This is a genomic window from Stenotrophomonas sp. GD03819, assembly GCF_029841665.1.
Classification (GTDB): Bacteria; Pseudomonadota; Gammaproteobacteria; order Xanthomonadales; family Xanthomonadaceae; genus Stenotrophomonas; species Stenotrophomonas geniculata.
The window spans coordinates 157,146-170,496 of record NZ_JAOCEW010000003.1; the positions used below are offsets into that span (position 1 = coordinate 157,146).

Sequence of the window (13,351 nt, forward strand, 5' to 3'; positions counted from 1 at the left end):
GGTTGTCGGTAGCCACAGACTAGCACTGAGAGGGTATCGGCCGGGCTGCACCCGGCACCCGCTTCAGGCCAGGGCAACAGCAACAGCCGAAGCAAAAGCTGGGTTCCTGGGGGTTGGCGGGGTGGGTCCGGTTGCGGAGGACGCTGCAAGTACGTCCATGTAAGCTCGGTCGCCGCATCCATGCGGCTCACGCCCCCGCAACCGGACCCACCCCGCCTTCGACAGATTTCCGCGACCTGCCTGCTCTTCTGTAGAGCCGAGCCATGCTCGGCTCAGATCTCACATATATCGAAATATTCGATTTCGATGGAGAGTCATCCACACATGGCGTGGATCGTGTCGACCAAGGTCGACACCTACCAACAGCAGCAGGAAACTGTCGAAGGCGGGGCACTGTGGGTTTGCGGGGTGTGAGCCGCATGGATGCGGCGACCAAGCCCCCATGGACGGGTTTACGGCGTCCCCGCAAACCCACAGTGCCCCACCATCCCTCAGTAAACCCGCTGTTGCTGTTGCTGTTGCTGTTGCCGTTGCCGTTGCCGTTGCTCCAGCTTCAGCCTCTGCGGGTGCAGGGCGCAGCCCTGCCGCAACCCCCTTACTTCTTTGCGCGCGGCTGGTTCAGCGGTTCCATCGCGCGGAAGCGCTGGCTGTACTCGTCGGTCAGATTGCGTGCTTCCTGGCTGTTGCGCACGATGCTCGGGGTCAGCAGCACGATCACCTCCGAACGACGGCTGGTGCGGCTCTTCTGCCCGAACAGCGCGCCCACCACCGGAATCCGGCTCAGGCCGGGAATGCCGCTGCTGCCATCGGTGGCCGTATCGGTGATCAGGCCGGCCAGCATGATGGTGTCGCCACTCTGCACCGCCGCTTCGGTCGACAGCTTCTTGGTGGAAATGCGCGGGTTGCAGTTGCGCTCCTGCGGGTTGCAGTTCTCCGGTACGTTCGAGGCGCTGCTCACTTCCTGCACGATGTCGAGGAACACCGTGCCGTCGCGGGTCACGCGCGGGCGTACCTTCAGGATCACGCCGGTGTCGATGTACTGCACCGAGCTGTAGCTGCTGGTGCCGATGCCGGTGTTCACCGTGGTGGTGTTGATCGGCACCTTGTCGCCCACGTTGAGCGTGGCCTCGGCGTTGTTGCGCACGAACACCGAAGGGGTCTGCAGCAGGCGTACATCGGTGACCTTGTCCAGCGCGCTCACCACCGCCGCACCATTGTGGCCGGTGAACGCCCAGCCCAGGCCTTCGCCACCGGTCGCGGCACCGGCGAAGCTGCTCCAGGAGCCACCCGCTGCTGCCGGCAGGGTCACGCCGCCCAGGGCTCCCGTCAGTGCGCGCCCGGCCACGGCGTTGTCGAAGAACCAGTTCACGCCGTACTTCAGGTCACCGTCCAGCGAGACTTCGGCCACCTGCGCTTCGATGTGCACCTGCAGCGGCATCACGTCCAGCTTCTCGATCACCTCGCGGATCGAGCGCCAGGCCTGCGGGGTCGAGCGCACCAGCAGGGTATTGGTTTCCTCCACCGCCGACACGCCCACGCGATCGCCCTCCACTTCCAGGCTGACGCTGACGTTGCCGGACTGGCGCTGCGGCAGGTTCATGCTGCCGTTGCCGGCACCACTGGAACCGCTGCCCGGGGTCGAGCCGAAACTGCTGCTGTTGTTGCTGTCCATGCCACGGTCGCCGTCGCTGCCCAGCTGCGACGGCATCGCACCCGGGGCCAGCGAGGCCGGGCTGGAACCGCCACGGCTGCCGCTGCTGGCGAAGGCTTCACTGAGCCGTTCGGCCAGGTCACGCGCCTTGATGTAGCGCAGCTCGTAGGAGAACAGGCGGGCACTGCCACCGGCCGTATCAATGCGGTCCAGCCACTGCTGGATCTGGTCCAGGTAGCGCACCTGCGGGGTGATCACCAGCACCGCGTTGGCGTTTTCCAGGGGCAGGAAGCGGAACATGCCGGCGCTGGGCGTCTTGCTCTCCTCGCCGAACACTTTCTCCAGGTCGGCAGCCACCTGTTCGGCCTTGCCCGACTGGATCGGGAACACGCCCACCGACATGCCCGACAGCCAGTCGACGTCGAAGATCTCGACGGTGCGCATGTAGTTTTCCAGCTCGGCGCGGGTACCACCCAGGGTGATCACGTTGCGGCCGCTGTCGACGTTGACGATGGCATTGGGCCGCGCATACGGCTCCAGTACCTTCTTCATTTCGGTAGCGGAGATGAACTGCAGCGGGATGACCCGTACCTCGAAGCCTCGCGCACTGGCAGCGGGCGCCGTGCTCGGCGCGACCGTACCGGCCAGCGCCTGGTCGGCGGCGACGATGTTGTAGCGGCCACCGCTGTAGACCATGCGTGCGTTGTTCCAGCCCAGCACCATCTCCAGCAGGTTCAACGCCTGCGCCGGCGACACCGGCTTGGGCGTGGCCAGGGTGACCGTGCCCTGCACCCCCGGTGCGATCACGTAGTTCTGGCCCAGCATGTCACCGAGGATGGCCTTGACCACCGCATGCACCGATTCGCCTTCGAAATTGAAGGTTGCTTCACCGGTGCTGGCGCCATGCAGTGCCGGTGCCGGTGCGCGTGCTGCTTCGCGGTTGATCATGGTGCCGGTGCCACGGCGGATCACTGCCTGCGGAGCGCCCTGCGCGTCACGGGCAGCATCCGCGGCGACATTGGCCGCCTGGCCGGCCTCGGCAGTGGGCGACAGATTGCCCTTGCGCTGCACATGCGGCGCGGACACGGTGCTGCAGCCGACCAGCAGCGCGAGGGCAAAGGACCAGGGAAGGAAACGCAGGCTCATGCATTCACTCTATCGGTTGGTGCCATCGCCCGGGGGCGGCGACGGTTGTTGCTGCTGTTGTTGTTGCTGCAGCTGGCGGCGACGGGCCTGGATGCGTTCGCGGATGGCCTGCATCTGCGCTTCGCTGGGGCCGTTGTTGGTGGCAGGCGGTGTGGTGGCCGCCGCAGCCGAGGGCGCGGGCGTACTGGCAGCAGGCGACGGCGATGGGGTTGCCGCAGCCGGCGGCGGTGTCGGCGGAGCACCTGCCGGGGGCGGCACAACGATCGCACCTGCCGGCGGCGCACCGTTGGCGCCGCGCAGCACGGTCGGCGGCTCACCGCCCTGGCCGTTGAAGACCGCCAGTTCCAGCACCTGGTTGCCACCGGGGCCGATCACGGTGGCCTGGCGCGGCTGCAGTGCCACCAGCTGCCAGCCGTCGACGGCTTCACCGTTGAGGCGCAGGCGCAACGAACGGTTCTGTTCGGTGGTGAAGGTGGCCATGCCGAAGTCGCCGGTCAGCAGCACGCCGGTCAGGCGCAGCGCGGCGCTGGCGGCAGGCTCGCTGCCACCGAGCAGGTAGGGCTTCGGCCTGCGGTCCTCGGCGAACAGCGGTCGCTCGCCGATGGCACTGTAGCTGTCGGCGCTGGCCATGCGTTCTGCGGCCAACGGCGGCAGCACCGGCAACGAAGGCACTGCATCGGCATCGCCATCGGCACCTGGCAGCTGGCTGCCCAGGCCGAAGCCGGTGGCCAGCCAGACCGCTGCCGCCCAGCCGGCCAGTGCCAGCAGGAAACCGGTGCGCAGGCTGATCTGCTCAAGCTTCATCGGCCACCTCCTGCCCCTCTTCCGGCACAGCCGGTGAGGGTGCCGGTGCAGCCGAAGGCGGTTGCGGCGCCGCGCCCGGCTCGGCTGCAGGTGCCGGCGCAGCGCCATCGGCAGCGGCACCGGGCAGCAGGTAGCCGGCCAGTTCGAACGACACGTCCAGGCCCAGCCCGGATTCATTCGGCGACTGCTGAAAGCGCTGCGCGATCAGGTTGAGGTTGTCGACGAACAGGCGCGGGCTGCCGGTTTCCAGGCTGTGCAGCACCGTGGCCAGTTCGGCCACACCGCAACGCAGGCGCACCTGCATGGCAACGCGCACGAACTCGGCGTCACGACGGTTGTCGGTCAGTGGCGTGCGGTTGCTGATGGTGCAGCTGCGGTTGCCCGGGCTGGCCATCGCCACCGCATCCTGCAGCTTCGCGCCGAGCGCAGCGGCTGCAGCTTCGGCGGTGGCTTCACGCAGGAAGCCCGGCCGCTGCTGCAGTGCCTCGCGGGTGGCGCGCAGGCGTTGTTCGATCTGCGGCTGCTGCTGCAGCTGCGCCTGCACGCGCTGTTCGCGCTCGCGCAGGGCGGCCACGTCGGCATCGATTTCGCGCAGCGGCTGGGTGAACCAGGGGTGCACCAGCAGCAGGTAGGCCAGGCCCAGCACTGCCAGCAGCAGCGCCAGTGCCAGCCAGCGGTCACGGCGTGCGCTTGGCATCGGCATCGGCCGCCTCCCGGGTCGGGGCCGCAGCCGGCAACGGCTGCAGTTCGGCGGTCATGGTGAAGCGGTCACGGCCACTGGCGGCGCCATCGGCCTGCAGTACGCCGGTCAGATTGACCTTGCGCCACTGCGGCGCATCCTGCAGCAGCTGCACCAGCTGCGAGGCCTCGCGGCTCAGGCCGATCAGCTGCAGGTTGTTGTTCTCGATGGCCAGCTTTTCCAGGTAGGTGCCCTCCGGCAGGCGCCGGGTCAGTTCATTCCAGATTTCCACCGTTCCGGCGCGCTGGCTGCGCTGCTTTTCCAGGAATGCGGCACCATCGATCAGTGCCTGCAGCTGCGCGCGTTCGCTGGCGACACCACGCGCACTGCGCGCACTGCGTTCAACCTGCGCACGCAGCTCATCGGCGGCGGCACGGCGGTTGTCGAGCAGCTGCAGGGCCGCCAGCACCAGCATCACCAGCGCGGCCACGGCCAGCAGCACATTCCAGCGCCGCGTCGGATCCACCCGCAGCTGGCGCTGCCCCGGCGGCAACAGATTCACCTGCAGGGGGTCACCGTGGGCGTCGATGGCATCGACACCGGCCAGCGCATCGGCCCACTCGCCCACGCTGGCGCGCCACGCTTCAAGCTGGCGCAATGGCCAGGCAACCAGTTCGACCTGCAGCTGGCCTTCGGCCGCGCTCCCGAGTTCACGCACGTCATAGCTGACCTGGCTGGATTCGAACGGCGTCTGGCGGTCGATCTCGAAACCGACCACGGCGCGCAGGCGGTCGGCCGCAGCCGCAGGCAGGCGCAGATGACGACGCAATACTTCGCTGGCCGGCAGCAGCCACGCCCGCGGCAGGCTGCGCAGTCGCGGTTCCAGCACGCGGTCCAGTTCGGCCGGCGACAGCGGCCACGGCACGCTGGCGACCGCTTCGCGGCGCTCACCGGCCTCTCGCCAGACCTGCAGCTGGTCACCCTGGCGCTGCAGCAGCAGGCGCGCCTGTGCCCAGCCCAGTGCCCACTGCCAACGCGCCGGCACCCAGGCCAGCAGCGATTGCCGCCACCAGCGCAGGAAACGGCCGGCGCCAGGGCCGATCCGGCCCTGCACCTGCCGCACACTGTCCTGCCATGCCGTCATCTTGCTGTCATTCCCTGCTCCCAGCGAAGCACTGTGTAGGACCGCCCGGGAACCCCGCCCGAGCCATTGCGTACCACTGCCTGCAACACCGACCGGCGTCCACTGCCATCGGTTGCACGAGACTCGATACTATAGGTGCCGCTGCTGCTGGCAAGCGTTGTCGCACCGCCAGCGGTATCTGCGTCACGCTCCTGCTGCGCGCGCTGCGCCAGCACGGTATCCGCATCCAGGCCCAGTGCGGTCAGCACCGGCGCGCTGGCGAACTGGGGATCCGGGCGCGCCTGGCGGCTGTACAGGGTCAGGTGCGGCAGCATGGCCTTGTACAGCGGACCGCGCATCCCCAGTACCCGCTGCAGTTCGCCGAGCGTCTCGAAACGCTTGTTGCGCGGGCCATACGGCAACCCGGCCGCCGCATAGTCCGGCGCTTCGGCGCCACCACCCGGCTGCAGCAGGCTGTCTTCATCACGCCAGTCGACAATGGCGCCGGCCATCTGCCGGGCCGCCCCTTCGTCTTCGCCGAGCGCCTTGAGGAACGCGGTCAGCAGGGTCACGTCGGCCAGGTTCAGGTTGATCTTGCCGTTCTCGTCCAGCACCTTGATCTCGATGCTGGCGTCATCGAACTGCCAGCGGTAGGTGCGGCCATCGGCACGCCAGGGCGCCCGCAGCGGATCGGCGGACAGCCGCAGCAGCGCGTACTCCAGGCCGGCGCGCGCCCGTTCCTGGCCGCGTGCGTCGTCATCCAGCACCCGCTGCTGCAGATGCTCGACCCGTGCGCTCAGCGCGAACGCACCGACCAGCGCGGTCATCAATGCGATCAACCACAGCACCAGGACCAGTGCCGCACCGTGTTGCCGGTTCATCGCGCGCCTCCGCTGCCGCCAGCGCGCGGTGCCACCACCAGCGTGGGCCAGGGCGCCCCCTTGGCGGGCACGATCTGGATCTCCACCAGCATCGGCAGACGACGGGTATCGTCCCAGCGCGGCATCCAGTCGCTCATCTGGCCGGTACTGGCATCGATGCCGCGATAGCGCAGCTGCACCGACTTCAGGTTCTCCACCAGCACTTCCGGTGGGCGCGGCGGATTTTCGGCGATGCGCTCGCCTTCCTGCAGCAGCACCAGGTCCAGCAGCAGGCGCTGCTGGCCATCGCGGCCGTCCACCTGCAGCGCGTGCAGGTAGGCTCCGCCACGGCCGAGGTAACCCGGGAGATCAGCGGCGAACATCATGCGCTGTTCTTCGCCCTGGAAGAAGATCGGTTCGCGGGTGGGATCGGGGACTTCCAGCGGCGTGCGCAGCGCACCGGCCAGCTGCCGCCGCAACAGGGCCTGCACCGCGCGCATGCGCTCACTCTCGGCCGCAATCTGCTCGCCACGCTGGCTGACCGCCATCGCCGAGCGCACGCTGGCGAACGCCAGCGCCAGGCCACCGGCCAACAGCACCGTGGCCAGCATCACTTCAACCAGCGTGAAACCTGCAGCACGGCGCGTCATCGCGCACGCTCCAGATCCGGCGGCAGCAGGCGCAGGCTGCGCCAGCGCAGCTGCTCGCGTTCGCTGTCACCCCAACGCACCTGCAGCTGCAGTTCGGCCAGCCAGGGGGCACCGGCTGACTGTGTCTGCACGACGCTGCCTGCACGTGGCTCCACCCACGGCTGCACCTGCAGTTCCCAGTGGTAGCGTCCCTGCTCCCAGTCGCCCTGCTGGCTGCCCACCTGCAGCGGCGTGGCGACGCCGGTTTCGGCCAGCAACGACTGCGCATGCAGTATTGCGCGCGTGCGCAGTTCGGCCTCACGCACCTGCCTGGCGCCGCCTGACAGGCTGCCCAGCAGCAGGGTCAGCGCCAGCCCGAGCAGGGCAAAGGCGATGATCACTTCCAGCAGGGTGAAGCCGCGGGCGCGCCGCTTCATTGCGCCCGCCAGGGGCCGGAGCGGACCTCACCGGTCAGCCAACCCACGTCGATGCGCCATTCGGCATCATCACGCTGCAGCCGGATGCGACCGCCGCTGGAGCCGCCGTCGGGATGGAACTCGATCACGCCCTGCCCTGGCGCGGTGGCCAGCTGCGCGGCGCCTTCGAACTGGACCTGCAGCTGTGCCGGCACGTCGCCGTGGCGCTGGTTGGCGCCTTCCCAGCGCCGCTTGGCCGGCTCGATGACAAAGCGCTGCGGTTCGCCCCGGGCGATCGCCTGCGCGCGCACCACGCGCAGCTGGTTGGCGATGTCCTTGCCAGCGCTGCGCAGCTGCATGCCGGCAAAACCGCGCGACAGGCCGGCAGCGGTGATCAGGCCGATCGCGGCGATCAGCGCGATCACCAGCAGCATTTCCAGCAGCGACAGGCCCGCTGCGCGCCTGCCGGGCAGGCGCGGGCGTGGCAACCGGCGCGGCAGGAAATGCGACATGCCCGGTTACGGCTGGTAGCGGATGTCAGCGTCGACGCTGCTGCCGCCGGCCTTGCCATCCTTGCCCAGGCTGATCAGCTCATACGGCTGGCCTTCGCCCGGCGTGCGGTACTCCAGCGCATGGCCCCACGGGTCGTTCAGATCGGCCGGCTTGGCATACGGGCCCAACCAGCCACCGACGCCAGCCGGTGCAGTCACCAGATCATTGAGCGAGCCGGGCAGCTTGCCGGTATCGATCTGGTAGTTGTCGACCTTGGATGCGACGGTCTGCACCTGTGCCTTGGCGATGTTGGCCTTGCCGCGGTCGGCGCCACCCAGCACGCGGCTGGCGACCAGGGTCAGCACCGCGCCGATCAGCACGATGACGATGATGATCTCCAGCAGGCTCATGCCCGACTGGTTGCGCGCGGCGGTGAAGGAAAGGCGGATCGGTCGACGGGAAGCAATCATGGTCGGTCCTTTCAGTTGCGGAGTGTCGGGGTTGCGTAGGGATCCATCGTCAACCGATGGCATTGGTCAGGTCGTACAGCGGCACCAGCACGGCGACGATCACCGCGCCGACCACCGAGGCCAGTACGAGGGTGATCGCCGGCACCATCGCCGCCAGCAGGCGGTCGATGCGCCGGGCGCTGTCCTGTTCGAAGGTATCGGCCGCTTTCAGCAGCATGGTATCGAGTGCACCGGATTCCTCGCCGACCTGGATCATCTGCAGCGCCAGGCGCGGGAAACGCTTGCCGCGCGACAGTGCCAGCGACAGGCCGGTACCATTCTTCACTTCATCCGCGGCAGCTTCCACATCGGCGGCCAGCGCGCGGTTGCCCAGTACGTTGCGGGCGATGCCCAGGGCACCCAGCAGCGGCACCCCATTGCGCAGCAGGGTGCCCAGCGTGCGGGCCAGCCGCGCGGTTTCCAGTTCACCCAGCAGGCGGCCGATGCTGCGACGCTGCAGCAGCCAGCCATCCAGCGCCAGCCGGAAGGCCGGTTGCCGTGCCTTGCGTTCGAAGAACAGCGCAAGTACTGCCGGCACCACCAGCAGCAACACCCACCAGTCACGCACGAACAGGCCCAGCTGCAATACCGCGTTGGTGAACCACGGCAGCGCAACATCCAGGCTCTCGTACATCTGCGCGAACTGCGGCACCACGTAGCCGAGCAGGAACAGCAGCGCACCGCCCACCACCACCAGCAGGATGGCCGGGTACACCAGCGCGTTGATCACCTTGCCCTGCAGGGCCCGGCTGCGTTCGAGGTAGTCGGCCAGGCGCTGCAGGGTTTCGTGCAGGCTGCCGCCGGCCTCACCGGCACGCACCATGTTCACGTACAGGCGCGAGAACAACCCATGCTGGCGCTCCAGTGCGGTCGACAGCGGCGCACCACCGCGCACCACATCGCGGATGTCGGTGATCGCACGGCGCGAGCGTTCGTCTTCCGGCAGGCCGAGCAGGATCGACAGCGCGCGATCCAGCGGCTGGCCTGCACCGAGCAGTGTCGCCAGCTGCTGGGTGAACTGCAGCAATGCCGCGCCCTGCAGCGGCCGTTGGCGGAACAGGTTGCGCCAGGTACTGCCGCCGATCGCACCGCCATCGGCCAGCTGCGTTTCCATCGGCAGATGACCCTGGTCCTGCAGGCGCGCGACCAGTTCGGCCTCGCTGGCCGCTTCCATCTGCCCGTCGAAGATCTCGCCGTGCGGATTCAGTGCCTTGTAACGGTAGGTCGGCATGTCAGCCCCGGCGTCCTGCGCGCATCAGCTTTCCTCGGTGACACGCAGGACTTCCTCGATGGTCGTCTGGCCACTGAGGGCCTTGGACAGGCCATCTTCGTACATCGTGCGCATGCCCGCTTCGCGGGCGATGCGTTCGATCTCGCCCATGCCATCGCGGCGCATCACCGCGCGCCGCAGCGCATCGTTCATCACCAGGAATTCCATGATGGTGGTGCGGCCGAGATAACCGGTCGGCGCCAGCGCGGAGGGCTTCGGGCGATACAGGTGGATCGGCCCTTCCGGCTGCAGGCGGCGCAGTTCGAATCGTTCGATTTCCTCCGGCGAGGCCTCATAGCGCTCGGCGTGGGTCGGTTCCAGCCGGCGCACCAGGCGCTGGGCGAGGATGCCGTTGATGGTGGACGTGAGCAGGTAGTCTTCCACGCCCATGTCGAGCAGGCGGGTGATGCCACCCGCTGCGTTGTTGGTATGCAGGGTGGACAGCACCAGGTGGCCGGTCAACGCCGACTGGATCGCAATGCGCGCGGTTTCCAGGTCGCGCATTTCGCCGATCATGATGATGTCCGGATCCTGGCGCACGATGCTGCGCAGGGCGTTGGCGAAGTCCAGGCCGATCTGCGGCTTGGCCTGGATCTGGTTGATGCCCTCGATCTGGTATTCCACCGGGTCTTCGACCGTGATGATCTTGACGTCGGCGGTATTGAGCTGGCTCAGCGCGGTATACAGCGTGGTGGTCTTGCCCGAGCCGGTGGGGCCGGTCACCAGCAGGATGCCATGCGGCTGCTCCAGCACCTTGCGGAACTGCGGCAGGAACGCATCGGTGAAGCCGAGGCGGTGGAAATCGAACACCACCGTTTCGCGGTCCAGCAATCGCATCACCACGCTTTCGCCGTGCGCGGTCGGGACCGTGCTCACGCGCAGGTCCAGCTCCTTGCCCTGCACGCGCAGCATGATGCGGCCATCCTGCGGCAGGCGGCGCTCTGCGATGTTGAGCCGGGCCATGATCTTGATGCGGCTGATCACCGCCGCGGTGAGGTTGGCCGGCGGGCTTTCGCCCTCCACCAGTACACCGTCGACGCGGTAGCGCACCTTCAGCCGGCTCTCGAATGGTTCGACATGGATGTCCGAAGCGCGCAGCTCCACTGCACGCTGGATCACCAGGTTGACCAGGCGGATCACCGGCGCTTCCGAGGCGAGGTCGCGCAGGTGCTCGATGTCATCGACCGCACCGCCCTCGCCATCGGCGGTTTCGACGATCGCGCCCATCGCGCTGCGGCCCTGGCCGAACCAGCGCTCGACCAGGTCATCGATCTCCGCACGCATGCCCAGCACCGGCGTCACCGGCACGCCCAGTGCCAGCTGCACCGCCTGCTGCGGGTAGGGATCATGGGCGTCGGCCAGCCACAGCCGTACGCCCTGTTCATCCAGGGCCAGCGGGCAGACGTGGAACTGCTTGAGGAAGCGCAGTGACAACGGCAGGCCTTCCGCCAGCCCTTGTGGCGGTGCTTCCGGCAGCTGCTTGCCTTCCAGCAGCGGCAGGCCCAGCACTTCGGCGCTGGCCTGTGCCTGGTCACGCTCGGACACCAGCCCCAGCCGCACCAGCAGGCCCAGCAGGCTGCCGCCGGCCTCTGCGTGCAGCGGCCGCGCACGTGCCAGATCGCCTTCCTTCAGCCGGCCGCGCGCCAGCAGCGCATCCAGGATGCGGCCTTCAGCGTTGTCGGCAGCGGCGGTAGCAGCAAGCGCGTTCACATGACTCTCCTGTCAATCGGCTCGACTTTAACAGTTAAGCCATGATTTCCGCCGCCCCTCCACCACCTTTCGTAAAAAGACGAAGCCCGTCACACGGGATGACGGGCTTCGGCCATTCAATTACGACAGTTCCAGCTTACTGCGTGGCAAGGATGCTCACGCCGTTGTAGGCCGCTTCGCCGACTACCTTGATGTAGTAGGTACCGGCCACCGGCTTGTTCACCCGCACCGTCTCGGACGTGCCCGGACGGGTCGACTTGGCGTCGTTGTCGCTGGCGCTCGGTTCACGCCCCTGCGCGATGTAGACCGAGACATTGCCGGTGCCACCGTAGGTGATCACGCTGAGCTGCTTGCCGGCGACGGCTTCGAAGCTGTACAGGCGGCTGCTGGCGGCGGCACCGTTCAGGCCACCCACGGCGGCCTTGTTGGTCAGCGGCGTGGCCACCGGCCCGCAGTTCTCGGTGCACGGTTCTTCCAGTGCCTTGGCCAGCGCGGCCTTGGCATCGAGAATACCGGTACCGATCGGGGTCGCCGCCGGAATGGCGACCGGGAACGGACGTGCGGTTTCCTTCAACAGGGTACGCATCGCGGCCGGGGTCAACGGATCCTTGCCCTTGGCGATCAGCGCGCTCTGCACCAGTGCGGCAACGGCGGCCACATGCGGCGAGGCCATCGAGGTACCGCCCATGCCCATGTAGCCCGGCGTGCCCGATTCCGGCGTGGTGGCCGCATTGGAGCCGGTCTGCCAGATGTAGCCGCCCGGGTTGCCGTCCACACTGCCACCGCCACCCGGACCGGACAGGTCCACGCGGGTGCCGTAGTTGGAGTAGTAGGTGATGCCACCGGTGATGCGGGTGGCACCCACGGTCACCACGCCTTCGCAGCTGGCCGGCTGGTACTTGGACGCGTTGTCGGCTTCATTGCCGGCCGCCACCACCACGGTGGTACCGCGCGAGATCGCGCCGTTGATCGCGTCCTGGTAGGTGCTGGCGCAGGCGCCACCGCCACCCAGGCTCATGTTGATGATCTCGGCCGGATTGGTGTTGGCCGGAATGCCGGCCACCGTGCCACCCGATGCCCAGACCACCGCATCGGCGATGTCGGACAGGTAGCCACCGCACTTACCGAGCACGCGCACCGGCAGTACCTTGGCCTTGTAGGCGACACCGGCCATGCCGACGCCGTTGTTGGTCTGCTCGGCCACGGTGCCGGCGACGTGGGTGCCGTGCCAGGAACTGTCCTCGGCCAGCGAACCGTCATAGCACTCGTTGTCATTCTCGACCCAATCACCGTAGTCCTGCGCACCCGGCACGCGATCATTGGTCGGGCGCCGCGAGGTCTCCGCGTCGCTGATGAAGTCATAACCCTCCAGCAGGTTGCCGACCAGGTCCGGATGCTGCGGCAGGATGCCGGTATCGATCACCGCCACCACGATGCCCTCACCCTGCGAGACATCCCATGCCGCCGGTGCGTTGATGCCGCCGACCGCATTATGCAGATGCCACTGGTTCTGCTGGTAGAAGGGATCGTTCGGCACCAGCGCCGGCTGTACGTTGCCGGCACGCAGTTCGGTGCGGCGCAGCTTCACGTCGGCTTCGGCGTACTGCACCGACGGGTCGGCCTTCAGCTCCTTCAGTACGCGCTGCAGTTCGGCCGGGGCCAGGCGGCCCTGCACACGGATGAGGTCCGCCCCGGTAGACAGCTTGCGGACCACCTGCGGGCCGAGCGTGCTGGCGCGGGATGTGCCGCCGGAGAGGCTGGCACGGGTCAGTGCGGACTGCACGGTGGACAGCTTCGCCGAGCGGTCAGTGGCGGCAGCAGCACCGGCCCGGTACTTGACGATGATGCGCTCGGTTCCCGGCTGGGCGGTGCTGGCCTGGCGCACCGGTTCACGGGTCGGCAGTCCAGCGGCGTGGACGGCACCGACAGCCGTCATCGACAGCACGGCGGCGGCAAGCACATTGATGCGAAGGTTCTGCTTCTTGATCACGTCGAATTCCTCTTCTGGGTCATGGATCGAACCAACACTGCGGCCATCATTCCTTGACGACTCCCGGCCGGC

At 67.9% G+C, this 13,351-nt stretch carries 12 protein-coding genes; all 12 read right to left on the reverse strand.

What is annotated here, in order from left to right:
• Positions 1-595 precede the first annotated feature (595 nt).
• Positions 596-2,797 carry a type II secretion system secretin GspD gene (gene gspD / locus N5D45_RS03055; RefSeq protein ID WP_260364036.1) on the reverse strand — a complete coding sequence of 734 codons (2,202 nt, stop codon included), beginning with the start codon at positions 2,795-2,797 and terminating at the stop codon, positions 596-598.
• 9 nt (positions 2,798-2,806) lie between these two features.
• Positions 2,807-3,601, reverse strand: a complete 795-nt coding sequence (locus tag N5D45_RS03060; RefSeq protein WP_159359783.1) for a general secretion pathway protein GspN — start codon at positions 3,599-3,601, stop codon at positions 2,807-2,809.
• Positions 3,591-4,298 carry a type II secretion system protein GspM gene (gene gspM / locus N5D45_RS03065; RefSeq protein WP_032952327.1) on the reverse strand — a complete coding sequence of 236 codons (708 nt, stop codon included), beginning with the start codon at positions 4,296-4,298 and terminating at the stop codon, positions 3,591-3,593. The genes N5D45_RS03060 and gspM overlap by 11 nt, the downstream gene beginning before the upstream one ends.
• On the reverse strand, positions 4,279-5,424 hold the full coding sequence (locus tag N5D45_RS03070) for a PilN domain-containing protein (RefSeq protein WP_019338027.1): 1,146 nt from the start codon (positions 5,422-5,424) through the stop codon (positions 4,279-4,281). Before N5D45_RS03070 ends, gspM begins: the two co-directional genes overlap by 20 nt.
• Positions 5,421-6,284 carry a general secretion pathway protein GspK gene (locus N5D45_RS03075; RefSeq protein ID WP_010482023.1) on the reverse strand — a complete coding sequence of 288 codons (864 nt, stop codon included), beginning with the start codon at positions 6,282-6,284 and terminating at the stop codon, positions 5,421-5,423. The genes N5D45_RS03070 and N5D45_RS03075 overlap by 4 nt, the downstream gene beginning before the upstream one ends.
• Positions 6,281-6,913 (reverse strand): type II secretion system protein J, encoded by a 633-nt coding sequence (locus N5D45_RS03080; protein WP_010482024.1) that lies wholly within the window; start codon positions 6,911-6,913, stop codon positions 6,281-6,283. Before N5D45_RS03080 ends, N5D45_RS03075 begins: the two co-directional genes overlap by 4 nt.
• A complete protein-coding gene (locus N5D45_RS03085) occupies positions 6,910-7,329 on the reverse strand; it encodes a prepilin-type N-terminal cleavage/methylation domain-containing protein (RefSeq protein WP_010482027.1) in 420 nt (139 codons plus the stop codon). Before N5D45_RS03085 ends, N5D45_RS03080 begins: the two co-directional genes overlap by 4 nt.
• Positions 7,326-7,820 carry a GspH/FimT family pseudopilin gene (locus tag N5D45_RS03090; protein ID WP_010482028.1) on the reverse strand — a complete coding sequence of 165 codons (495 nt, stop codon included), beginning with the start codon at positions 7,818-7,820 and terminating at the stop codon, positions 7,326-7,328. Before N5D45_RS03090 ends, N5D45_RS03085 begins: the two co-directional genes overlap by 4 nt.
• 6 nt (positions 7,821-7,826) lie before the next feature.
• Positions 7,827-8,270, reverse strand: coding sequence for a type II secretion system major pseudopilin GspG (gene gspG, locus N5D45_RS03095; protein WP_010482031.1), 444 nt, complete (start codon positions 8,268-8,270; stop codon positions 7,827-7,829).
• A 49-nt stretch (positions 8,271-8,319) separates the two neighbouring features.
• Positions 8,320-9,540, reverse strand: a complete 1,221-nt coding sequence (locus tag N5D45_RS03100) for a type II secretion system F family protein (RefSeq protein ID WP_057504182.1) — start codon at positions 9,538-9,540, stop codon at positions 8,320-8,322.
• 24 nt (positions 9,541-9,564) lie between these two features.
• The gene (gene gspE, locus N5D45_RS03105; protein WP_043402652.1) at positions 9,565-11,289 is read right to left on the reverse strand and encodes a type II secretion system ATPase GspE; all 1,725 of its coding nucleotides are present in this window, start codon (positions 11,287-11,289) and stop codon (positions 9,565-9,567) included.
• A 136-nt stretch (positions 11,290-11,425) separates the two neighbouring features.
• Positions 11,426-13,279, reverse strand: coding sequence for a S8 family peptidase (locus N5D45_RS03110; protein ID WP_010482036.1), 1,854 nt, complete (start codon positions 13,277-13,279; stop codon positions 11,426-11,428).
• Between the last annotated feature and the right edge of the window lie 72 nt (positions 13,280-13,351).